The 25870-nt window shown below is 56.7% G+C and carries 11 protein-coding genes, 1 other RNA gene and 1 pseudogene; 11 read left to right on the top strand and 2 right to left on the bottom strand.

Features of this window, described 5'->3' with window-relative positions:
- Window positions 1-237: 237 nt before the first annotated feature.
- From LH23_RS00470 to LH23_RS00495, 8 genes and pseudogenes are all read left to right on the top strand, one after another.
- Window positions 238-12810 carry a BapA/Bap/LapF family large adhesin gene (locus LH23_RS00470; protein WP_039286906.1) on the top strand — a complete coding sequence of 4191 codons (12573 nt, stop codon included), beginning with the start codon at window positions 238-240 and terminating at the stop codon, window positions 12808-12810.
- An 81-nt stretch (window positions 12811-12891) separates the two neighbouring features.
- The gene (locus LH23_RS00475; protein ID WP_039286909.1) at window positions 12892-14298 is read left to right on the top strand and encodes a TolC family outer membrane protein; all 1407 of its coding nucleotides are present in this window, start codon (window positions 12892-12894) and stop codon (window positions 14296-14298) included.
- Window positions 14295-16502 (top strand): type I secretion system permease/ATPase, encoded by a 2208-nt coding sequence (locus LH23_RS00480; RefSeq protein ID WP_039286912.1) that lies wholly within the window; start codon window positions 14295-14297, stop codon window positions 16500-16502. Before LH23_RS00475 ends, LH23_RS00480 begins: the two co-directional genes overlap by 4 nt.
- Before the next feature lie 7 nt (window positions 16503-16509).
- The gene (locus LH23_RS00485; RefSeq protein WP_156107057.1) at window positions 16510-17673 is read left to right on the top strand and encodes an HlyD family type I secretion periplasmic adaptor subunit; all 1164 of its coding nucleotides are present in this window, start codon (window positions 16510-16512) and stop codon (window positions 17671-17673) included.
- Window positions 17674-17790: 117 nt separating this feature from the next.
- Window positions 17791-18154: a transfer-messenger RNA gene (ssrA, locus tag LH23_RS23190) on the top strand.
- A 120-nt stretch (window positions 18155-18274) separates the two neighbouring features.
- Entirely contained in the window at window positions 18275-19243 is a 969-nt protein-coding gene (locus LH23_RS00490; protein ID WP_231560182.1) for a hypothetical protein, read from the top strand.
- 49 nt (window positions 19244-19292) lie between these two features.
- A pseudogene (locus tag LH23_RS24225) lies at window positions 19293-19550 on the top strand (integrase); the annotation flags it as partial.
- A gap of 104 nt (window positions 19551-19654) precedes the next feature.
- Window positions 19655-20458, top strand: a complete 804-nt coding sequence (locus LH23_RS00495; RefSeq protein WP_039286918.1) for a hypothetical protein — start codon at window positions 19655-19657, stop codon at window positions 20456-20458.
- 205 nt (window positions 20459-20663) lie between these two features.
- Here LH23_RS00495 and LH23_RS23885 read toward each other — a convergent pair whose 3' ends face one another.
- Window positions 20664-20996: a hypothetical protein gene (locus tag LH23_RS23885; RefSeq protein ID WP_039286921.1), complete on the bottom strand. Its 333-nt coding sequence runs from the start codon at window positions 20994-20996 to the stop codon at window positions 20664-20666.
- 91 nt (window positions 20997-21087) lie between these two features.
- The gene (locus tag LH23_RS00505; protein ID WP_039286924.1) at window positions 21088-21489 is read right to left on the bottom strand and encodes a hypothetical protein; all 402 of its coding nucleotides are present in this window, start codon (window positions 21487-21489) and stop codon (window positions 21088-21090) included.
- 311 nt (window positions 21490-21800) lie between these two features.
- Between LH23_RS00505 and LH23_RS00510 the strand changes: the two genes are divergently transcribed.
- The 3 genes from LH23_RS00510 (at window position 21801) to LH23_RS00520 (ending at window position 25762) form a co-directional block, all read left to right on the top strand.
- The gene (locus LH23_RS00510; protein ID WP_052050087.1) at window positions 21801-22139 is read left to right on the top strand and encodes a SymE family type I addiction module toxin; all 339 of its coding nucleotides are present in this window, start codon (window positions 21801-21803) and stop codon (window positions 22137-22139) included.
- A gap of 238 nt (window positions 22140-22377) precedes the next feature.
- On the top strand, window positions 22378-23667 hold the full coding sequence (locus tag LH23_RS00515; RefSeq protein WP_039286927.1) for an HlyD family secretion protein: 1290 nt from the start codon (window positions 22378-22380) through the stop codon (window positions 23665-23667).
- The gene (locus LH23_RS00520; RefSeq protein WP_039286930.1) at window positions 23660-25762 is read left to right on the top strand and encodes a peptidase domain-containing ABC transporter; all 2103 of its coding nucleotides are present in this window, start codon (window positions 23660-23662) and stop codon (window positions 25760-25762) included. The genes LH23_RS00515 and LH23_RS00520 overlap by 8 nt, the downstream gene beginning before the upstream one ends.
- Window positions 25763-25870: the final 108 nt, after the last annotated feature.

Consider the following 25870-nt stretch of genomic DNA (forward strand, 5'->3'; position numbering starts at 1 on the left):
CAATAGTCTCTATTTAATAAACGACGAGCCTATGACCCTGAGAATTAACTAATTTCGATTCCGCACCGGAAACGCCCTATTTATTAATAATCACTGTCATCAATTTATTGATACAGGCCTTTTTTCGCCTATTCATCGCGAAGGGCCTCTTGTACTTAAAAATTTTGCTTTCGGTAATCAACACATTACGCCGGGCAATTGACTACCACCACGTTCATCGCGAATGGAGTGATAACAATGCGTTCAATTTCAATTATCTCTAAATTAACCGGCGTTAAAAATAACGTCGAAGCCTCTGAAATCACCTTAAAAGGTCCTTCAATTGTCGAGCTAAAAATTGAACGTGAAGAGGTCGCCAGCTACACGCGTTCAGGCCAGGACCTGGTAATCAAACTCCATTCCGGCGAAACCATTACCATCAAAAACTATTACGCCTTTGCCGATCAGGGTGGCAACCAGCTGGTGCTTGAAGGCCACGATGGCGTGCTTTGGTGGGTTCAGGATCCAGAAACCGCAGCTCACTATGAGCAAATTGCCAATATTGACGCGATCATGACCGCTACCGGTGCACATGCCGAAGGCGGCGCACTCTGGCCTTGGGTGCTGGGTGGGCTGGCCGTCGCTGCGGGCGGAGCCATTGCCGCCGCCTCAAGCGGTGGTGGCGGGCACTCTGACAGCGGAACCAACCCTGGTAATCCCGGCAGACCGGACGTTACGCCACCAGCAGCGCCGACTGGCCTTGCAGTATCTGCAGACGGCAGAACTATTACCGGTAATGCCGAACCGGGCAGCACGGTAACCATCAAAGATGCCAACGGTAATGTTCTCGGCACCGGCACCGCAGGCAGCGATGGTAGTTTCACGGTTACCCTGACCTCACCGCAGTTAGGCGGGGAAACGCTGACTGCCACTGCGACCGATCCCTCCGGTAATACCGGGCCGGGTGCCACGGTTGTCGCCCCGAATATTCCGTTGCCGGATGAGCCAACTATCACCGGCGTGATTAACGATCACCCTGGCGCACCGACCGGCGGTAACATTGGCAATAACTCACCAACCAACGACAATACTCCAACGCTGAACGGTACCGGCCAGGCCGGGACAACCGTTCATATCTACGATAACGGCGTGCAGATTGGCACCGTGGTTGTAGGGGCTAGCGGAACATGGAGCTTTACCCCTGGCAGCCCTCTGGCTGACGGTTCGCATGCGTTCACCGTTGTCGCGACAAACGAAAGGGGTGAAAGTGCCACTTCTCCAGCCTATACCATCACCATTGACACCGTACCGCCAGGGCCAGCAACAGGTCTGACGGTCAGCCCTGATGGGGAAGTCGTGACTGGTCATGCTGAAGCTGGCAGCACAATAACCATCAAAGATCCGAACGGCGTGGTCGTTGGGACAGGGACTGCCGATAACAACGGCAATATCACTATCACCCTGACAACGCCTCAGGTAGACGGTGAAACACTGAGCGTGGTCGTCACCGATCCGGCAGGCAACAACAGCCCTCCAGCCAACGTAACCGCACCAGACGTGCAGCCGCCGGTACTGCCGGTGATCACCGGCGTCCTCGACGATGTAGCGCCCGTTACCGGCAACGTGGGGAACGGCCAGTCGACTAACGACAAAACGCCAACCCTGCAGGGCACCGGGCAAGCCGGGGACACCATTCATGTTTACGCCAACGGCACTGAAATCGGCACCGCCAAGGTTGACGTCAACGGGACGTGGAGCTTTACGCCGCAAACACCTCTGGCTGATAACTCATACACCTTCACGGCGATGGCCTCTAACGTCAGGGGCGACAGCGGAACCTCGGTCAGCTACACCGTTACCGTGGATACTTCCGCGCCAGCCGAACCGACCGGCCTGATAGTCAGCGCTAACGGCGATACCGTGACGGGGCTTGCTGAGCCTGGCAGCACCGTCACCATCAAAGATGCGAACGGGAACGTGATTGGTACCGGCTCCGCCGCGCCTGTGACCGGGGTGTTCAGCATCACCCTGACCACGCCACAGCTTGATGGCAGCAATCTCCAGGTGACAGCCACCGATGCCGCAGGCAACGTCAGTCCGCCGGCAGACGCAACCGCGCCATTCTTCCCGCTGCCAACGGTACCGACGATCACCGCCATTATTGACAGCGTACCGCCCATCGTAGGTACCGTACCAAACAACCAGCCAACCAATGACCAAACCCCAACGCTGCAGGGCACCGGCGTGGCTGGCGAAACCATTCATATCTTTGATAATGGGGTTGAGATCGGCACCACCCTCGTTCTGCCCGGGGGTACCTGGAGCTTCACTCCGGGTTCCAACTTACTTGACGGCCCGCACAGCTTTACCGCCACCGCCTCTAACATTCGCGGCGACAGCGGTAATTCCGCATCCTATACCGTGGTTGTGGATACCGTCGTGAATCCGCCGGTGCTCGATCAAATTCTTGATACCACCGGCTCTATCACCGGCCCTATCGGCAACAACGGCATTACCGATGACAGCAAACCGATTTTCAGCGGCACTGGTGAAGCGGGCAGTACGTTAACCATCTTTGATAACGGTATTCCAATCGGTCAGGTCACCGTGGGCAATGACGGTAACTGGACCTTTACTCCGCCGGTCTCTCTGCTTGATGGTCCACATACGATCACCCTGCAGCAGACCGATCTGGCTGGCAACGTCAGTACGATCACCGTTGGCCCAACCTTCACCGTCGATACCATCCCGCCGGGTCCCGTCATCATTGACCTCGTGAGCCAGGACGGGACGACCGTGACCGGAACCGGTGAAGCCGGCGATACCGTAAAAGTTGTCGGTTCAAATGGCGTGGTGCTCGGCACGGCGCAAATTGACCAAACCGGGCACTTCACGCTGACGCTTTCTCCGGCTCAGACCCACGGCGGGACATTAACCGCTCAGGTGCAGGATGCCGCAGGGAACGTCGGGCCGGACACCGTATTTAGCGCCTCAAACTCCGGCTTCCCGACCGTGCCGGTTCTTGTTTCCGTGACTGACGATGTCGGCCCGATCCAGGGCCCGCTAGCCAATGGCCAGGCCACGGATGACAGTCGCCCAACGCTAACCGGGACTGCTGAAGCGGGTACCACCAGCATCACTGTCTACGATAATGGCCTGGTGATTGGATTCGCGACGCCTGACGCGAACGGTAACTGGACATTTACGCCGTTACTGCCTCTGCTCGATGGTCCACACTCCTTCACCTTTACCGCAACGAATAACAACGGCACCAGTGGTGCATCGACACCGTTTGGCGTAGTGGTGGATACCATTCCTCCGGGTCTGCCAACCGCGCTGACGGTTTCCAACGACGGGACAACGCTCAGCGGCACAGCCGAAGCCAACAGCAAAGTGACCATTACTGACGCTAACGGTAACACGCTCGGTAGCGCCACGGCGGATGGGACGGGCAGCTTCACCGTCACGCTTAACCCACCTCAGCTTAATGGGCAGCTTCTGACGGCTAAAGCCACCGACGCCGCAGGCAACACCGGGCTGGGGGCGACCATTCCTGCCCCGGACCACACGGCACCTAACGCGCCGGGCAACCTGGCAGTCTCCGCCGATGGCCTGCAGTTAACCGGTACCGCCGAAATTGGCAGCACCGTCACCGTCAAAGACGGCAACGGCAACATCATTGGCGTCGGCACCGCCGACCCAAGCGGACATTTCGATATCCTGCTGGTACCGCCGCAGCTTAACGGTCAAACGCTGCTGGTCACCGCGACGGACGCCGCCGCCAATACCAGTCTGCCTGCCACCGTGGTTGCCCAGGATCATACCCCGCCTGTCGCGCCAACCAACCTGCTGGTCAATGAAGATGGCACCATCCTGACCGGTAAAGCAGAAGCGGGCAGCACGGTAAAAGTCACCGATGCACTGGGGAATCCATTGGGCCAGGCCGTAGCCGGGCCGGACGGCAGCTTCACCATCACCCTGACCACACCGCAGGCTAACGGCCAGATTCTGGAAGTGAACGCCACGGATGCCGCGGGGAATATTGGCCCGAACGCCCCGGTCACCGCCCCGGATATCACTCCGCCAAATATGCCGATCATTGGTTCCGTGGTCGACAACGTGCCTGAGCATACCGGCAACCTGAACAACGGCGACCTGACTAACGACGACAAACCGACGATCTCCGGCACGGCTGAGGCTAACTCCACCGTGAAGATCTACGACAACGGCACGCTGATTGGCACAGTCAGCGCAGACGGAACCGGCGCATGGACATTTACGCCGACCACCTCTATCGGCCAGGGCCTGCATAGCCTGACGGTGACCGCCACCGATGCCGCAGGTAACGTCAGCCAGCCAAGCGCCGCCTTTGCGATCAACGTTGACTCCATCGCACCGACTGCACCAACGATTACCCAGGTGTATGACGATGTGGGTACCGTAACGGGGCCGGTCAGCAACAACGGCGCGACCAACGACCCAACGCCAACCCTCAGCGGCAGCGGGGAACCGGGTTCCACCATCACGGTTTACGACGGCCTGAACGTCCTGGGAACCACTACCGTGAACGGCAACGGGACCTGGACATTTACGCCAACCACGCCGCTGCTGGACGGGCCGCATTCCTTTACGGTCACGGCTTCGGATGCCGCAGGCAACGTCACCGCGCACTCCACGCCGTGGAACGTTGAGCTGATCACTGTCCTGCCAACGCCGCCGACAATCGGCGAGATAATAGATAATGTTTCCCCGGATCTTGGCCCGGTGCAGCCGGGGGGCTCCACCAACGATCCTCAGCCTGTTATTAACGGGACGGCGGGCGCTAATGCGGTCGTCCAGATATACGATGGCGCTACGCTTATCGGGACCGTCACGGCAGACGGTACTGGCGCGTGGACATTCAGGCCAACTCAGCCGCTGAGCGAAGGCTCGCATACCCTGAATGTTTATGTGACGGATGCGGCCGGAAACACCAGCACTGCCACAACGCAGATTGTGGTTATCGATACTACCCCACCAGGGGCACCGACTATCGACAGCGCGCTGGGCAACGTCTCCGGTTCGCCAGTCACGCTGATAAACGGCGGCAGCACCCAAAGTACCGAGCCGGTGATCTCCGGTAAGGGCGAAGTGGGGGCCATCATCACACTGTACGTTGACGGGGGTACAACGCCGATTGGCACAGCCACCGTCGATTCGAACGGCAACTGGAGCATCACCCCGAACGCGCCGCTGCTAAGCGGCACACACGTATTCACGACCGTAGCCACGGATGCAGCGGGTAACGCGGGGATGCCGTCCTCTGGCTTCACGCTGTCCGTTTACGCGACACCTCCAGCTCAGCCTGCCGCTCCAATTGTGACCGATGACGTGCCACCTGTCGTAGGTCCCGTTGCCCCTGGCGGCAGCACCAACGACACGACGCCAACCTTCAGCGGCACCGGCGTTGCGGGTTCGACCATCGATATTTACAACAACGGGAACGTATTAATCGGCAGCACAACCGTGCGCTCCGATGGCACCTGGAGCTTTACGCCATCGACGCCATTGGGTGAAGCGACATACAACATTACCGTCCTGGTGACCGACCCGGCGGGGAACATCAGCCCACCATCAGTCTCGATCGCCATTACCGTCGATACCACCGCGCCAGCGGCACCGACTATAGAGTCCGCCGATGATAGCGTGGGTGCCGTCACCGGCCCTCTGGGCAGCGGCTCAGTCACCGATGATGTTTCTCCGGTATTCCGCGGGACAGGCGTCACGGGTGAGACAGTCACGCTGTATAACGGCACCACCGTTATCGGGACCGCGACAGTCGACGGCAGCGGCAACTGGGCAATCACCCCAACCACTCCGCTGGTTAATGGCGTTTACAACCTGACGGCAGTTCAGACGGATGCCGCCGGTAACGCCAGCGGGCCGTCCTCAACCTTCATATTGACCGTGGACGCCACCCCGCTGACGCTGCCGGTTGTCACCGAGATTATCGATAATGTCGGGCCAATCCAGACGCCGCTCACAAACGGCAGCCTGACCGATGACACTACGCCGACCTTTACCGGGACCGGCAGCGTCGGCAGTACTGTCACGCTGTACGACACTAACGGCACTACCGTGCTTGGCAGCGCGGTGGTAGGCGCCAACGGCACCTGGAGTATCACAACCTCGACGCTGGGCGATGGGCCGCACAGCATTACCATCAAAGCGACCGATCCTGCAGGCAACTCTGTAGGGCCATCTACGCCTATCGTGATCACCGTCGATACCGTTCCACCAGCACCGCCAGTGGTGAACCCGATTACCGACGTCACCGGGGCACTGGTTACCGGGACAGCGGAGCCGGGGAGCACGGTCATTATCAAAGATAGCGACGGGCATATTCTGGGCACCGGCACGGCGTTGCCTGTGACCGGGATCTGGACCGTCACCCTGGTGCCGCCGCAGTATAACGGTGAAGCGCTCACGGCTATCGCTCAGGATGCCGCCGGGAACCAAAGCCCGGCCACGGACTTTAACGCGGGCATCAACCTGGGTATCCCGGCCGCGCCAACCATTGATACCGTGATGGACGATGTCGGGACTATTACCGGCAACATAGGAAACGGTAAATCGACCGATGACACTCAGCCAATGCTGAATGGTACAGCGGCGGCTAACGCGATGGTGCATATCTTCATTGATGGCATAAATGTCGCTACGGTATCAGCCAACGGCTCTGGCCAGTGGACATGGACCGTGACAACGCCGCTGATTCAGGGGCCGCATACCTTCACGGCCACCCAGACCGTTGGCCTGGAAACCAGCGTCCCGTCCCTGGTGTACAACATTGTTGTGGACACCATTCCGCCAGCGCAGCCGGTGATCCTCACCGTGGTGGATGCCGTCCTGCCGAACGTCGGCGGGCTGACCAACGGCCAGGCCACCAACGATCCAAAACCAACCCTGAGCGGTACGGCAGAAGCCGGTTCGACGGTGAACATCCTCGATAACGGCGTGGTTATCGGCACCGCCACTGCTAACGTCCTTGGCGTCTGGACCTTTACGCCAACGGTTAACCTCGGTGAGGGGTCGCACACCCTGACCGTGACGGCAACCGACGCCGCCGGTAACGTCAGCGTGCCTTCCACCGGCTTTGTGGTCAATGTGGATACCATCGCCCCAGCCTCGCCGGTGATCTCCACCGTCATTAACGACGTGACCTCGCAGCCAGTCACTTCCGGGCAGCCGACTAACGACAATACGCCGACCTTCAGCGGCACCGCCGAGGCGGGTAGCACGCTAATCTTTAAAGACGGCAACGTGGTGATCGGCACCGTCACGGTACCGGTAGGCGGAAACTGGACATTCACCCCAACGGTTCCGCTACTGGACGGCAACCACAACATCACCGTCACCGCGACCGATGCGGCGGGCAACGTCAGTAACCCAAGCCCTGGCTTTACCGTGGTGGTGGATACCGTGCCACCGATAGTGCCGGTTATTCTGTCCGTCACCGACGACCAGACGCTGCCTGGCAGCAGCTTGCCGCTGATTAATGGCCAGTTGACCAAAGACACTCAGCCAACCCTGACCGGTACGGCGGAAGCCAACGCCATCATCACGGTGAAAGACGGCAACAACGTGCTGGGTACGACCCAGGCGGACGGCCTGGGCAACTGGACATTCACTCCAACAACGCCGCTGGGTCAGGGGGTACATACCCTGAACGTCACGGCGACCGATGCCGCGGGTAACGTCAGTAACGCGGCCTCGTTTGGCGTGAACATTGACTCTGTCGCACCGAACCCACCGGTAATCGTTACCGTGCTGGACAACACCGCGCCGGTGCTGGGGCCAATCACCAACGGCCAGGCCACCAACGAAACCCGCCCTTCCCTGAGCGGAACGGCGGAGGCCGGGGCCACCATTAAGGTTTACAGCGACGGCAACCTGATCGGCACCACCATTGCCAATGGGTCTGGCGCGTGGACGCTGACCCCGGTGGCCGCACTCGGCAACGGTGCGCATACCTTAACCGTGACCGCGACCGATGCCGCTGGCAACGTCAGTAATCCGTCTAACGGCTTCTCACTGACCGTTGACACCATTGCGCCAAACGCGCCGGTTATCAGTAACGTGGCGGATGCCGTCGGCCCAATCGTCGGCAACTTGTCTAACGGCCAGGTCACCGACGACACCCGTCCAGTGCTGACCGGTACCGCCGAGGGCAATGCCACCGTCAGCGTGTACGACAACGGCGTTCTGCTTGGCACCGTCCAGGCAGATGCGGGCGGAGCCTGGACCTTCCGACCATCCACACCGTTGATTAACGGCGGCCATGCGCTGACCGTGACCGCGACAGACGCCGCAGGCAACGTCAGCCTGCCGTCAACAGCGTTTAACGTGGTGGTTGATACCATTGCGCCGACTCAGCCGATTGTGGTTCAGGCCTTCGATGACGTTGGTCCGGTTCAGGGGCCATTGGTAAGCGGACAAACAACGGACGACACTCAGCCAGCCCTCAGTGGGACAGCGGAAGCCAACTCCACCATTAGCATTTACGATAATGGCACCCTGATTGGCACCGTGACCACCAACGCGCTGGGCGTATGGAGCTTTACGCCGGGTACCGCGCTGCCTCTCGGCCAGCACGTGTTCACCGTCACCGCGACCGATGCGGCAGGCAACACCAGCGTACCTTCGGCTGGCTTTACCCTGACCATCGCCAGCGGCGTATCGAATACGCCAGTGCTGACCTCCGTGGTGGATGACGTCGCCGGTGGCACGGTCGGGCCATTAACCAGCGGCCAGGCTACTAACGATCCACGTCCAACCCTGAACGGGACGGCAGATGCCAACAGCACCATCAAGATTTACGATGGCGGTAACCTGATTGGCACCGTGACGGCAAACGCCCTTGGCGTTTGGGTCTTTACCCCGCCGACCGTGCTGGCAAACGGCTCGCATACCTTCACCATCACCGCCACCAATACCGCGGGCGTGGTCAGTAGCCCAACGGCAGGTTTCACCATTGTGGTGGATACCGTGGCACCTAACCAACCGGCGATAACCTCTGTGGTAGATGACGTCGGCCCGATCACAGGCCCGGTAGGCAACAACCAGCCAACGGACGACACTCGCCCAACCCTGAACGGGACCGCCGAAGCCAACGCCACGGTCAATATCTTTGATAATGGCGTACTGCTGGGGACCACAACGGCGAACGGCAGCGGCGTCTGGACGTTCACACCAACGCTGCCGCTGCTTCAGGGCAACCACTCGTTCACCGTCACCGCAACGGATGCGGCCGGTAACGTTAGCGTGCCGTCCGTTCCGGCTGGCATTATCGTTGATACCGTCCCGCCGCTGGCACCAACGGGCCTGACGGTCAACGCCACCGGTACCGTGGTGACTGGCGTTGCGGAAGCCAACAGCAAAGTGACCGTTACCTCGGCGACGGGCACCGTTCTGGGTACGGCTCAGGCTGACGGTAACGGGAACTTCAGCATTACTCTTACTCCTGCGCAAACCAGCGCCCAGCCGCTGCTGGCCTTTGCTCAGGATGCCGCCGGGAACATCGGTGTTTCCGCCAGCTTCACTGCACCGTTTACCGGTGTGCCAGGGCTGCCGGTGATCACCAGCATCGTGGACGATGTTCTGCCGAAAACCGGCGTGGTGGGCAACGGGCAGAGCACCAACGACACCCGCCCAACGATCAACGGTACTGCCGAAGCCAACGCCACCGTCAAGATTTACGACAACGGTGCGCTGCTGGGGACGGTGACCGCCAACGCGAGCGGCGTCTGGACGTTCACCCCAACCGGTGCGCTGGGTGATGGCGTACATGCCTTTACCGCCACGGCAACCAACGCCAACGGCACAGGCGGGGCATCTCTGCCAACCTCGGTGATTGTCGATACCATTCCACCGCTGATCCCGACCGGGGTTATCAGCGCCGACGGGTCAACGATCACTGGCGTCGCAGAAGCGAACAGCACCGTGACCATTACGTTGCCGGGCGGGATCACCGTCACCGGCACCGCGAATGCTTCCGGCGCGTTCAGCATCACCCTGCCGACCCGTCAGATTGAAGGACAGTCGCTGTCGATATCTGCCGCCGATGCGGCGGGTAACGTCTCGCCGTCGCTCTCCATTACCGCGCCGATCCTGCCGCTCTCTGCGAGCAGCAACGTGGTCGATCTGGCACTGACCAGCAATGCGGACATCACCACCGAGCACTACAGCGGCTACGGCAGCCTGCTGATTGGTGCGCTGGGGAGTGTGGCTTCGGTGCTGGGCAGCAATACCGCCCAGGTCGGCTTCACCATCGGCAGCGGGGCAACGGGACATGTCACCATTAATGCCGCCGCGACCGGGGTGGTGCTGTCCCTGCTGAACACGCTGGAAATCGCGATTCAGAAATATGACTCGGCCACCAACTCGTGGACCACAGTCATAGACTCTTCGCTGCCGCAGTTCCTGAACCTGCTGACCCTGGGGGCAACCGGCGTCACCCTGAACCTTGATGGCCTGGGTGAAGGGCAATACCGCGTGCTCGGCTACAACACCAGCCTGCTCGCTACCGGTGCGACGACGAACCTTGCGGTGACCGTCGAACAAACCGGCCCTGGCGTCGTCAGCGGCACCACCACCTCGACCGGGAACGTGATTACCGATCCAGGTCCTGGCGGCGCAGTCGATAACGCCCCTACCGGCACCGTGGTGACAGCGATTACCGACGGGCAGGGCGTCTCACATACGGTGGGCGCTGGCGGGCTGGATATCCAGGGCAAATACGGCACCCTGCATATCAACCAGGACGGCAGCTACACCTATACCTTAACCAACACCTCGGCGGCGGTTCTGGGCCGCACCGAGAACTTCACCTACACCATTACTCAAAACGGCATCAGCGACTCCGCACAGCTGATTGTTTCCCTGGGCAACGGGGCACCGGCCAGCACGGTCACCGCCACGGATAACACCGGTTCACTGACCTTTGGCACCGATGTTGTCGCCGTTGACCACGGGGCTTCGCAGCAAACGGGGCTGTCAGTGCTGAGCGTAGGTCTGGGGAACGTGGTTAACCTCAACCTGCTGGCTAACATGAGCAACCCGATCCTGTTTGATGTTGCGGACGGATCGACCCGCACCATGACGCTGCAGGCAAGCGTTGGCGGGGTGGCGCTGCTCTCCACCTTCGACCTGTACATCTACAAGTTCAACGTGGCGACGCAGCAGTACGAGCAGTTCCAGGTGCAGAAAACCTGGCTTACGGCGCCGCTGTTGGGCGGTTCGTCAGGCCAGTTGACCGTGACGCTCGGCGGGGGGGATTACCTGTTCCTGCTGATGAACGCCAGTGGTGTCTCGGTGCTGACCAGCTACACGCTGAATATCCTCCAGGATCACACCTACGCGGTCGACAGCCTGACGGCATCAACCACCGGTAACGTGATGCAGGATGATATCGCCCCGGCAGGCAGTCTGCTGACGGCGGTGAACGGCGTGTCTGTCTCGGCGACCGGCACTACCACTATCGTCGGCAAGTTCGGGACACTGACTATCGATGCCCACGGCAACTACACCTATACGCTGAAAAGCGGCGTAGGGGCCGACGGAATCAATACGCCAGACAGCTTCGTTTACACCGTCACCGCGCCAAACGGTGATACCGGTACCGCGTCGCTGAACATCACCGCCACGCCGCACACCGTGGATGCCGTGAACGACATCAGCTCGATTATGGCTATCACGTCGACGCAAAACACTGCGGCTTACGCGAGTGCCAACGTCGGTTCGGCGACCTGGACCACTGCGCTACTGGCCTCTACCCACGGCAATGGCAGCGGCACCTTTACCATTGCGGATAACACCGTGCTGAGCGGTGCCGCCCTGGTGTTCAAAGTGGCTTCTGGCCTGGCGTTGGGTGGGCTGTCAGTGACCTGGACGCTGAGCGATGGGCAGGGTCATACCTACACCGGTACCTTTAGTGGTGGCGTACTGCTGGGCGGCATAGCCACCATTCCGGTCACGGACCTGCATTCGGGCACCTGGACGCTGAGCTATGTTGGCAACATGGGGCCGCTAAGCGTGGGCAACATTACTGTCACGCCTACGGTTACCGGGACCTCGAACCTGCTGGACAGCTTCACGGCGCAAAGTACCGTCGTCCACGGCAACCTGTACGACGGTACCGACTCCGCTGGTGCGGCAGACCAGCTTGGCAGCGTCCATACACTGGTGACGATCACTGGGGCTAACGGCAGCACGGGAACCCTGAACCCGCTCACCAACAGCGACGCGGTAGTCACTATTCAGGGCCAGTACGGCACGCTGACCATCGGTATCGGGGGGAACTACACCTATACCCTGAATGCCGGAGTGGCACCTGGGTCAATCACCAATAAAGAGGTCTTTACCTACACCCTGAACGATCAAAACGGGCATTCGGACAGCGCCACGCTGACCATCAACATGAACCCGCAGATCGTCAGTACCGCCTATGGGGACATCATCAACGGCTCGTCGGCCTACGCCGATACGCTGGTGTACCACGTCCTTGCTGGCGGGGCGAACGACGGCACGGGCGGCAACGGGGCGGACGTCTGGAAGAACTTCTCGCTCACCCAGGGGGACCAGATCAACATCCACGACCTGCTGGTCGGCTGGAACGGGCAGACCTCAACGCTGGGCAACTACCTGAGCGTGGCTACCGTCGGCAACAACACGGTCATCTCCATCGACCGTGACGGCACCGCCGGAACATTCCACTCAACCACTCTTGTCACTTTGGAGAACGTGCACACCACACTCGATGAGCTGATCCAGAACAACCACATTGTTGCCTGATAGTTGTAGCGAAAAATCCCCGGGCGCGCAGACGCCCGGGGAATAAGACAAAAACGCAGTGCCATTTATTAGGGAAAAAATATGGGAAAATTACAGCCTGTTGCGTTATGGCTGGCTTGCGGTCTGTTTTCACTCCAGGCCTCGGCCGACGACACGCCCGTTTCTATTACGACTCAGGGTCTGGCTCAACAACAAGAGCTGCCCTCACTCGACGGCTCAACTGCCCTCCCGCTCAATGCCCCTGCGCCTGGAACCTTAACGCTGAACGACGCGGTCAACCGCTCTGTGACCTGGCATCCCAGTATTCGAGAAGCTATCGGCAAACTGTCCAGCCAGTCCGAACAGATCAACGTCGCCAAATCCAAGTACTACCCGCAGATCAGCGCCGGGATGAACAACGGCTACACCAATACCTACACCAACAGCGGCTACAGCCCGTCGTTGGTGCTTTCTCTGTCCCAGATGCTCTACGACTTCGGCAAAGTGGCAAGCCAGGTCCGCGCGGAAACCGCCGGGGAAGCACAGGCCCAGGCCAACGTGCTGGTGAGCATTGATACCGTCGGGCACGACACCGCCTCGGCCATGGTACAGGTGCAGCTCTGGCAGCAAATGGTCGACATTGCCAAAGAGCAGCTGGACGCGCTGACCGCCATTGGCCGCCTGACCCAGGAGCGTAACGACCAGGGCGCAACCTCGATGTCCGACGTGGTGCAAACCGACGCGCGTATCGAATCGGCTCGCTCACAGCTGATCCAGTATGAATCGAACCTCGACAGCACCCAGGCGACGCTGATGAGCCAGCTCGGCTGGACCAGCCTCAACAAAATCAGCCCTGATTTCCCGCAGAAGCTGAATAACAGCTGCAACGTGGCGAAACCGGACGACCGCCTGGTGCCTGCCGTGCTCGCCGCCTGGGCGCAAGCTAACGTTGCCCAGGCCAACCTGGACTACGCCAATTCACAGATGACGCCGACCATCTCGCTGGAGCCGTCCGTCCAGCACTACCTGAACAAAAACTACTCCGGCAGCGAAGTGCTGAACCGCACGCAATACTCGGCGTATATCCGCGTTGAAATGCCGATCTACCAGGGCGGTGGCCTGACGGCGCGCCGCAACGCTGCCAGCCACGCACTGGAAGCGGCACAGTCCGGTATCGACCGGGTTCGCCTGGACGTGCGCCAGAAGCTGCTGGAATCCCGCAGCCAGGCCATTAGCCTCGCCACCGCGCTCCAGGTGCTGCAGCGCCAGGAACAGCTGAGCGCCCGCACCCGCGAACTGTACCAACAGCAGTATCTCGACCTGGGCTCCCGCCCGCTGCTGGACGTGCTCAACGCCGAGCAGGAAGTCTTCCAGGCGCGCTTCGCCCAACAACAAACGCTGAGCCAGCTCCATCAACTGCAGCTTAACTGCCTGTATAACACCGGCAAATTACGCACCGCATTTGGTCTGGAACACCGCAACATCCAGTCCCTGGAGATTCAGCCATGAGCCAGACAGCCTCTCCCGCCGGGGAGTTTTTAAGCGAACAGGCCCTGACCCAATGGGCCCACGCCATCAGTCACGTCGCCGGACACTACCGCGTGGTTTGCTCTCCCGGCACCATTCAGGCCAACGCCCCGTGGTTCAAGGACAAAACCAAAGTCGCCGCGCTGACCCAACTTTCGCGCCAGGCCGGGCTTTCCTTCCACCTGCTCGGCAACACCGAAAAAGCGATATCCCAGTGGCGGCTGCCGGTGGTGGTGGACTTAGCCAACGGCCAGATCGCGGTGATCGAGCAGTTTGACGGCGAAGACACCGTGGATATCTGCTACTTCGACGAAGAACGCCACACCAACCGCCAGTCGCTCAGCAAGCTGCTGCCGGAGATCCGCTTTGTGGCCGCCCTGCGCCCGCTTTCGGCGCTGAAAGACAGCCGCGTCGACGCCTATATCTCACGCTTCAGCCCGGACTGGATGAAAGAGCTGATCATGCTGGATATTCGCCCGTACGGCCCGGTAATGCTGGCGGCGTTTTGGGTGAACGTGCTGTCGCTGGCCGGGATCCTGTTCTCGATGCAGGTGTACGACCGGGTGATCCCGGCCCAGTCGTACCCGACGCTGTACGTGCTGGCGACCGGGGTACTGATCGCCGTGGTGTTCGGCTTCATCCTGAAGGTCACGCGCAGCAACATCATGGACGTGCTGGGCAAGCGGGCCGACATGCGCATTTCGGATCGAGTGTTCAGCCACGCCCTGCGGCTGCGCAACAGCGCCGTGCCCCGCTCCACCGGCAGCTTTATTTCTCAGCTGCGCGAGCTGGAGCAGATCCGCGAGATGATCACCTCCTCGACCATCTCCACGATCGTCGATCTGCCGTTCTTTATCTTGTTCGTTGGGGTGCTGGCGATCATCGCCCCGCAGCTAGCGTGGATCGCCCCGGTCGCCGCCATCGTGATGGTGCTGCCCGGCCTGCTGCTGCAGAAAAAGCTCGCCACTCTGGCCAACCAGGCCGCCCACGAATCCACTCTGCGCAACGCCGTGCTGGTGGAAAGCGTGCAGGGGCTGGAGGACATCAAACTGATGCAGGCGGAGAACCGCTTCCTCCAGCAGTGGAACAGCTACATCCGCATTACCGCCGAGTCCGGCCTGAAAACCCGCGAACTGACCCAGGGCTTAATCAGCTGGGGGATCACCATTCAGAGCCTGGTATTTGTGGTGGTGGTGCTGTTCGGCGCCCCGCTGGTGATTGAAGGTGAAATGACCACCGGGGCCATGGTCGCCGCCTCGATGCTGGCCTCAAGGATGATTGCCCCGATGGCCAACCTGTGCGGCGTGCTCGCCCGCTGGCAGCAGGTCAAAGCTGCCAAACAGGGGCTGGACAGCATCATGCAGCTGCCGGTGGAAACCCAGCGCGATGAAAACCTCATCCACAAGGACATCCTCCACGGGCACTACCTGTTTGAAAGCGCGCAGTTCAAATACCACAGCGAAGATCCGCGCATTCCGCTGCGTATTGCCCGCCTTGAGATCCAGCGCGGCGAGCGCATTGCCGTGCTCGGACGCAACGGTGCGGGTAAATCCACGCTGCTGCAGGCGCTTGCCGGCGGGGTCGATCTCGCCAGCGGCGAAGCCCGGCTCGACGATCTCGCGATGTCGCAAATCGACATGGCGGATCTGCGCCGCAACATCGGCTTCCTGAGCCAGAACGCGCGGCTGTTTTACGGCACGCTGCGGGAAAACCTCACCCTCGGTGCACCGCACGCCAGCGACGAGGCTATCTTCGAGGCGCTGGACGTGAGCGGCGCGAGCAACTTTGTGAAGCACCTGCCCAAAGGCCTGGATCACCCGATCATGGAAGGCGGCAGCGGACTTTCCGGCGGGCAGCGGCAGTCGATCCTGCTGGCGCGAATGCTGCTGCGCTCGCCCAACATCGTGTTGCTCGATGAGCCCACCGCCTCGCTGGACGACCATACCGAACGGGAATTTATTCAGCGGCTGAACCAGTGGCTCGGCCACCGCACGCTGGTCGTCGCCACCCACCGCGTGCCGGTACTCGAGCTGGTTGAACGCGTGCTGGTGCTGAAAGACGGCCAGTTGGTAATGGATGCACCGAAGGCGCAGGCGCTCGGCGCCGCAAGACCGGCACAGGCTCAGGCCCCGGCCGCCGCCCAGACACCACCGCGGGAGTGGAACAATGAAAACCAGTCAGCATGACGTCACCATGGATGACCCGGACATCCAGCGCGAAAGCGAATTCTCCGGGGCGAGCCGCATTATCCTGCTCATCACGCTGCTGTTTGCTCTGTTCGGCGTCTGGGCGTGGTTCGGCACGCTGGACGAAGTCTCCACCGGCACCGGGAAAGTGGTGCCGAGTTCCCGCGAGCAGATTTTGCAGTCGCTGGACGGCGGGATAGTCACCGAGCTGCTGGTGCACGAGGGCGACAAAGTGCAGGCCGGGCAAATCGTCGCCCGTCTCGACCCGACCCGCTCCGAGTCCAACGTCGGGGAAAGCACGGCTCGCTACCGCGCTTCTCTGGCCTCCAGCGCGCGACTTTACGCGGAAGTGAACGACCAGCCGCTGAAGTTCCCGGACTCACTCAAAGCGTTCCCGGACCTGATCGCCTCCGAAACCCGGCTGTATAAAACCCGCCGGGCGCAGCTGAACGACTCCGAAGCCGAGCTGCGGGACGCGCTGACGTCGGTCAATAAAGAGCTGGATATCACCCAGCGGCTGGTGAAAAGCGGCGCAGCGAGCCACGTAGAAGTGCTGCGCCTGCAGCGGCAGAAAAGCGACCTGGGCCTGAGAATTACCGACCTGCGCTCGCAGTATTACGTGCAGGCGCGCGAGGCGTTATCGAAGGCCAATGCCGAAGTGGATATGCTGGACGCCATCATCAAAGGCCGTGAAGATTCGGTCACCCGCATGACTGTGCGCTCCCCGGTGCGCGGCATCGTGAAGAACATCCAGGTGACCACCATCGGCGGCGTTATTCCGCCGAACGGCGAAATGATGGAAATTGTGCCGGTGGACGATCACCTGCTGATTGAGGCGCGGCTCTCCCCGCGCGACATTGCCTTTATTCATCCAGGCCAGCGCGCGCTGGTGAAAATCACCGCCTACGATTACGCCATTTATGGCGGGCTGGAAGGCACCGTGGAAACCATCTCCCCGGACACCATTCAGGACAAAGTGAAGCCGGAAATCGTCTACTACCGGGTGTTTATCCGCACCAACCAGGACTACCTGGTGAACAAAGTCGGCCACCATTTCTCCATCTCACCGGGGATGGTGGCGACCGTGGACATTAAAACCGGGCAGAAAACCATCGTTGAGTACCTGATTAAGCCGTTCAACCGCGCCCGCGAGGCGCTGCGCGAACGTTAATTGACCGCCTATCCCGCTGGTGCTGAAGGAATTTTGTACGCCTTGCACTCAGCGGGATTTCTCTTTAGACGGCTGGTCACACGCGTAATAAATCTGTTATACTCGCCGGTACACATTGGGGCTGATTCTGGATTCGACGGGATTTGCGAAACCCAAGGTGCATGCCGAGGGGCGGTTGGCCTCGTAAAAAGCCGCAAAAAAATAGTCGCAAACGACGAAAACTACGCTTTAGCAGCTTAATAACCTGCTCTGAGCCCTCTCTCCCTAGCTTCCGCTCTTAAGACGGGGATCAAAGAGAGGTCAAACCCAAAAGAGATCGTGTGGATGCCTTGCCTGGGGTTGAAGCATTAAAACTAATCAGGATAGTCTGGTAATGGCGTGTCTGTCCGCAGTTGCCCGGCGAATGTAAAGACTGACTAAGCATGTAGTACCGAGGATGTAGAAATTTCGGACGCGGGTTCAACTCCCGCCAGCTCCACCAAATCATGATTGGATAGTGCCAGGATGGTACTATCAAAAACAGGAAGTTAGCAGTCTCAGCATGACACCGACCAGACGGTGAGGAGACAAAAAAGATACGCAAAGGAGCCGCGGCTCTTTGATGACACAGAAGCCCGCTGATGCGGGCTTTTTTTATGGGATAAGACATATGAACCAACTGCAAGAAATCATTCAGATACTAAGTACTGGTGATGAAGGCACAACAAATGCTCTCATAAAAACGAAGATCCTTCTTTTCTCTATCGGAAAAAAGGAGCTTGCTGCATGGGTAAACCATGAAATAAATGGTTATCCTGATTCAGTTTCCCTTCCCGATTATAGAATTGTTGGCACAAGAATTCTTGCAGATCTGAACAACTCCGTTCGCCTATATAGTGCTTTTCCGTTACCGATTGGCTATCTAAGTGAAGATGACTATAAAGATGCTACAACCAGTGAAGTGAGACTTTCAATCAGTCAAGTCGAAGACTTAGTAACCAATGCCGGTGATAGCCATGTACTTCAGCAGCCAATCCCTTTAGATTACGCGTTAATTAAATATTGCAAAGATATCGATAGAGGCTATGAGTTAACACGCTGTTATAAAGAGATCGCGCTACATAGCTTCGCTTCCATCCTAACTCAGGTCAGGTCACGGCTACTTGATTTTATACTTGAGCTTTCTGATCAAGTTTCTGAAATACCAGATGAGAAAAACATGACAGAAAAACTTAAAAATATCGATACATCTTCATTATTCCATAACTCAATTTTTGGAGACAATACCGTCATAAACTTCGGAAATGAAAACTCATTTTCTGTAAACAACCACATCGTAAAAAATGACACTGAATCATTAAAAGAGTATCTCTTCGCTCAAGGCTTCCCTAAATCTGATGTTAACGATTTAGAAATTGCTATTGGTGAAGATGGTCCGATAGCTAACAAGCGTGGTGAGTATGGTCAATCTGTTAGTAAATGGTTGGCAAATATTGCGAGTAAAGCAGCGCTTGGAACTTTGGGCATAGGAATAGCTGCTGCAACTCAAGCAGCAACCGCGGCTCTGAAAAAATACTACGGTCTATCATAACCATCATGGGGTGTCGGGGGCTGGTCAAACGGACGAAACGATAATTACCTTGGCCAGCCAAAAATCGTTCTCATTCATGAAATGATGCGACGATATTTGAGGCCCCAAAACAGGCAAAACCTAGGCAAACGCAGATGCGATAAGAAAGAATAGTTCCCACGCTCTGGAAAGCTGGCATTCGTTATCGCCCCCATACGAGACAAGACATACCTTCGCAACACAACTAATCAGTCGTGGAGCTAACTTGCTCTGGTTAGCTACTCATATGGGACACAAGGGACCAGAATTGCTATTCAGATATTTTTGACGATATCTTAAGGATATATGACAATTCAACATCTAAAAATCATTTTCACGGCAAAATAAAATACATAATAATCCCCAACAAACATCTCAGCAGGAGATTATAAATTGTTAAGCCTACCATCCGATAAAATACTAAGCATACTGTCATCTATTGGTACATTCGTTTCTGCAATTGCAGCTATATATGCAATTTGGTTGACGATAATACAAAAAAGACTGACATACAAACCTGAGATAATTATAAAAGATACAAATATCTCGATGGAAACATCAAAATATGATGGTTTTGATAATGATGTAATAAAAAACCAAAAAAATAAAGTAATGCGCACGAAATTTACAAATATTGGGTTAGGTGCAGCTATATCTGTTAAATACTGGTGGTCTTTTGATTATCAAAAATCATTCAAACAATACCATTCTTTATTCAGTAATACGTTAGGGTATAAGGATGAATCAATAACTACTGAATTTAAAGAAAACTGTATCTTCATTCATAATAAAAACACCACTTCAATTTTCTTAACTAAAGAGTATAGTGAGATAGATTTTTCCCTTCCATATAGTGTTGATAAAGAATCGACTGAGTTATTAATAGACGAACTACCAATAACAATTACATTAAATAAATTTTATCTATTAATGAAATCGAGAGGTAACCCTGTACTATTCATTAACGGACCAATTCTATCAATAGAATATCTAGATATAGAGGGAAGAAAGAACCTCACAAGATGGGAAACAAAATTGAAGATGAGAAGAGCAGAACTTTCTATAAACAACATGCAGGCTGACTTTTCACTTGAATTCACTCCAATACCTCGTGGATGGACTGCACGTGGACTAAAAAAGATCCGTGAAATATCTGCAGGAATTAAATTAATAGTAAATAGACGTAAAAACAGATAGTTAACAAATCACAGATGCGGATTCAACTCCCACCAGCCCACCAAAATCTTTTGTTGATAGTTGCCAGCTCCCTATACGGAGTCCTGAAAGCCCGCATGATACAAGTTATGTGGGCTTTTTTGTGTCTGAAATTAAAGCATGAAAGAGGCTTGCTCTCTCCAATTTTGGCAGGCCACATGGATGTTAGCGTCATAAATACCAGAAGTTATATTTCCCAATGGTCATCAACCCAGCTAACCGCGGAATCATCAATACTTATTTCCCAATCCGCAGACGGCAAAGCAATTTTCAGTTTAGAAAGTGCTTCAAGCCAGTAATCAACGGCTTCGATAAGCATGTTTTCATCATCAAGAGGAAGTTTAGTGGATCCTTCCAGGATGTGCCCTGACGAAGGTTCACTATAAAAGGACAAAGTCTCTTCTTCGTCTCGGTATGGGTATTTTTCATTGTAATTATCTAGAATCAATTGGATATGCTGATGTTCTAGCGAAGTCATAGGTTCATTACGTTTAGCGGAGTAATAAATTGATGAACTCATTCTTTATCTCTTAGTAGTAAGCATCTGTATCAGAAAAAACCTATGCATTGTCAGTTGATGCGGAGTAATTATTCTCCCTTCATGCCCTAACTCACCCAAAAACATGCTGAAACTCAATCTTTTCTGTCTTATCGGAAATACATAACGAGAGGAACTTCTCTTTAAAACCTGCTGGAGGTGATTTCAGGTGTGTTACAGCCTCAGGATTAGACTCTAATACATGCAACTGCGACAGCAAATTTTTTCCCATTAAGGCAGCGGCATGCTCACCTAAGCTTTCTTTATTATTTCTCAGGTAAGCGTCCAATATTTTATTTGAAGCGGCTACTGCCTCCGTTTCAGAATGCCCCAGTTCAAAGCGCGTATGGAGTAATTGATACTGAGCCTGACAAGCTGCTTCCGCCATTTCTCTCGCCTGCTCTTTTGGCCTAGGTTCTGCGGCCCAGGACATAGGTGTAACGAACAAAATCGCCAGTAAAACACCTGCTTTCATCAAAATATTGGCCTATTTTTATACATAACCGACAACAGCTAAAGATGAGCGATAGTAAACAAATATAAGATATTTTCCCCCTACCATTTTTTGGGAGGCGCATTCCATTTATCCACCCCTTTTCCCAGCCAACCCCTCCAGCAAGGTATAATTCCCGCATGAAGCAATCAGAAAGCAAAAACCAAAAGCAGTAAGAGCAGAAATAAGAGAACAGCAAGAGAGCAGTAAGAAGAGAAGTAAAAGTAGCGCGATTAAGGCAGGCGGCAACCCGCCCTAACCGCTAATCACAACCAACTAATACGGAGTTGACCATGACTGAAGAGCATAATAAGCCAGAGAAGCACATCCCCACAACAACAAGGACTTATACTGTGGGCTACATTCGAGATTCGAAAAAATTCCAGCCTTCACCCGCCATAACGTTGAATGGGTTCTGGCTTGCAGACGCCGGTTTTGATACGGGCACGAGCGTGGAGGTGCGGGTTCTGCCGGGCTGCCTGATATTGACGGCCAAAGAGCCGCTGCCGCCGGTGGAAGAGCCGGAGATCATGCAGACCCTGCGCAAGGTGTGTAAGTTTTCCGCCCGCAGGCAGAAGCAGGTCAAAGCGTTTATCGAGGACGTGATCGCCCCTAAACCGCCGGTGCGTTAACGGCTGAACCTGGCCCCGGTGAATTGCCGGGGTTAATGAACTAAATTTTACCGCCACGTTAATTTCACTTTAAATAACCCTGAAAATAAAAACCCTATTCCGGGTTCGGGCTTCTCTATTTAAAATATATTATTCCCTCCCGCCATAAGAATAAAAAATCTCACCGCATTGCTGGCGCGCTCAAACGCTTAAACTACTCTAATGAGTATAAAAAACGATGATGGCCTGCTCTCCCCCAATGAACAGAAATATATTCCGCAAGGAAGCCATAGAGCACACCCGCAGCAAATGGCTGGGTAAAGCGTTACTGATCTCCGGGTATCCCGCCTGGGTGGTGGTTTTACTCTCCGCCGCGTTTTTAATTATTTTGATAAACCTGATGGCCTTCTCCAGCTATACCCGGCGGATTAACGTCAGCGGGGAAGTCATCACCCAGCCGCACGCCATCAATATCTTCTCTCCGCAGCAGGGGTTTATCACCCACACCTGGGTTAAAACCGGCGACAAAGTGGCAAAAGGCGACCATCTTTATCAGATAGATACCAGCCGGTCGACCCAGTCGGGCAACGTCAGCCAGAACTCTATCGCCGCCATCCAGAAACAGATCCAGCTTATTGAGGAAATTATCCTCAAGCTGCAGCAAAACAAGCAGAAAACCGAGCAAAACCTCAGGCAGCAGCTGACTCAGTACCAGACCGCGCACGAGAAGTCCCTTGCCCTGGTGGCGAACGCCGCCAAAGGCATGGAAGAGATGCGCCAGAGCATGGACAACTACGACGGCTACCAGCGCAAGGGCATGATCACCAAGGACCAGCTCAACAATCAGCGCTACCTCTATTACCAGCAGCAAACCGCCTACCAAAGCCTGAACACCCAGAGCATTCAGGAAAGCCTGCAGATCACCAACCTGCAAAGCGAGCTCTCCACGCGGGCGACGGATTTTGACAACCAAATCTCCCAGTATCAGTTCCAGCTGAGCGGGCTCAACCGGCAACTGGCGGAAGTGGACGGCGGCGGGACCGTGTTTATCGACGCCCCCAGCGACGGCAAAATCGACTCCCTGAGCGTCACCCAGGGGCAGATGGTCAACGCCGGCGACAGCCTCGCCCAGCTGGTACCCAACGGAGGCGACGGCTACGCGCTGGTGCTGTGGCTCCCCAACAGCAGCCTGCCCTACGTCACGCCGGGGGACAGCATCAACATCCGCTACGAGGCTTTTCCTTTTGAGAAGTTCGGCCAGTTCCCCGGCAAGATCCTGTCGATTTCCAGCGTGCCCGCCTCGGCGCAGGAAATGGCGATGTACAACAATGTGCCCCGTCAGCCGTCCGGCACCACCAATCAGCCCTTTTACAAAGTGCTGGTCGCGCTCGACCTGAGCCGCCTCACCGCCAGAGACAACCCCCTGCGGCTCTCCAGCGGCATGAAGGCGGAATCCACGCTATTCCTGGAAAAACGCCCCGTCTACCAGTGGATGCTCGCCCCTTACTACGACCTTAAAAAAAGCCTAACCGGACCCGTGCATGAATGAATCCGCTTTTAAAGACATGATGCATCAGCTGAACTTTAGCCTGCGCCGCAGAGTGCCCCAGGTCCTGCAAACGGAAGCGGCAGAGTGCGGCCTGGCTTGCCTGGTGATGGTCTGCCGCTACCACGGCATGAACATCGACCTCTTCAACCTGCGCCAGCGGTTTGGCATCTCCTCGCACGGCGCGACGCTGGCGTTGCTGATCGACATCGCCACCCAGCTGCGCCTGAAAAGCCGCCCGCTTTCGCTGGATCTGAACGAGCTGCGCGAGCTGAAAACGCCCTGCATTCTCCACTGGGACATGAGCCACTTTGTGGTGCTGGTCGCCGTCAAACGCTCGGGCTTTGTGATCCACGATCCAGGCTTTGGCCGCCGCGTCGTGGGCCTGGCGGAAATGTCCCAGCATTTTACCGGCGTCGCGCTGGAGCTGTGGCCGGACAGCGAGTTTGCCCGCGTCACCCAGCGCAGCCGCCTCAGCTTCCGCACCCTGCTCGGCAACATCGGCGGCCTGAAAGGCTTTTTGACGAAAATCTTCTGCCTGTCTCTGGTGGTGGAGGCGATCAACCTGCTGATCCCCATCGGCACCCAGCTGGTGATGGACCACGTCATCATCGCCGAGGATCATGACTTACTGGCGCTGATCTGTATCGGGCTGCTGTTCTTTACCCTGTTTCGCACCTTCGTCAGCATGCTCCGGGCCTGGACGTCACTGGTGATGAATTCCCTGATTGAAGTGCAGTGGAAAGCGGGCATGTTCGATCACCTGCTCAAACTGCCGCTGGCCTACTTCGAGAAGCGCAAACTCGGCGATATCCAGTCCCGTTTTGGCTCCCTGGATACTATCCGCACCACGCTGACCACCAACCTGGTCAACGGCATTATCGACACCCTGATGTCGGTCGGCGTGCTGATTATGATGGTGCTTTACGGCGGCTGGCTGGTGTGGGTCGTGCTGGGCTTTACCGCCTTTTATATGGTGCTGCGCCTGGCGACCTACAACCAGTACCGCCAGGCCTCGGAAGAGAAGATCGTCAAAGGCGCGCGGGCCAATTCCCACTTTATGGAAACCCTCTACGGCATCGGCACGCTGAAAGCGCTGGGGCTGTCCACCACGCGCTCGCAGTACTGGCTCAACCTCAACATAGATACCGCCAATGCCAACATCCGCATCACCAAGCTGGATATGCTGTTTGGGGGCATCAACACCTTTATCGGAGCCGTCGACCAGATAGTGATTTTGTGGCTGGGCGCGCTGATGGTGATCAACGGCCAGATGACGCTCGGGATGTTCGTCGCCTTCAACGCCTATCGCGGGCAGTTCTCTGAGCGGGCGGCCAACCTGATCGATATGATCCTGCAGCTGCGTATGCTCGGCCTGCACAGCGACCGTATAGCCGACGTGGTGTTTACCGACACCGAAACCAGCCAGCCGCCGCGTAAGCTGCTGCCTAAAAATCAGCCCGCCAGCTTTGAAGCCCGCGACCTGGTCTTCCAGTACGACGGGCTGTCGCGGCCGATTTTCGCCGATCTGAATATCACCGTCGCTGCCGGGGAAAGCGTGGCCATCGTGGGCCCTTCCGGGATCGGGAAAACAACCTTAATGAAGGTGATGGCCGGGCTGCTAGACCCCACGCGCGGACAAATCCTGATCGACGGCCTGGACATCAGCAAAGTCGGGCTGAATAACTACCGCGACAGCATCGCCTGCGTGCTGCAGGACGACAAACTTTTTGCCGGGTCGATAGCCGACAACATCGGCAGCTTCGACATCAGCAAAGATGCAGAGCGCATTATCAGCTGCGCCCGGAACTGCAACATCCATGACGAAATTATGAGCCTGCCGATGGGCTATGAAACGCTGATTGGCGAACTGGGGGGCAACCTTTCCGGGGGGCAGAAACAGCGGCTGCTGATCGCCAGGGCGCTTTATCGTCAGCCCAATCTACTGTTTCTCGACGAGGCCACCAGCCATCTGGATCTGGCCAATGAAGCCCATATCAATGCCGCTATCGCTTCGCTGAAAATAACCCGCATCTTTATTGCCCATCGGCCGTCAACAATCGCCAGCGCTAATCGGGTCATAAATTTAGGAGAGTAACCAGAGGCTTAAATAAGAGGGGAATTCCTCTTATTTTGGGGTGGGTAATAGTGATTAAACAGAAAAGGAAAATAAATAAACGCAAATAAAATATACAGCAGCACCTTT

Source organism: Cedecea neteri, assembly GCF_000758305.1.
Classification (GTDB): domain Bacteria; phylum Pseudomonadota; class Gammaproteobacteria; order Enterobacterales; family Enterobacteriaceae; genus Cedecea; species Cedecea neteri_C.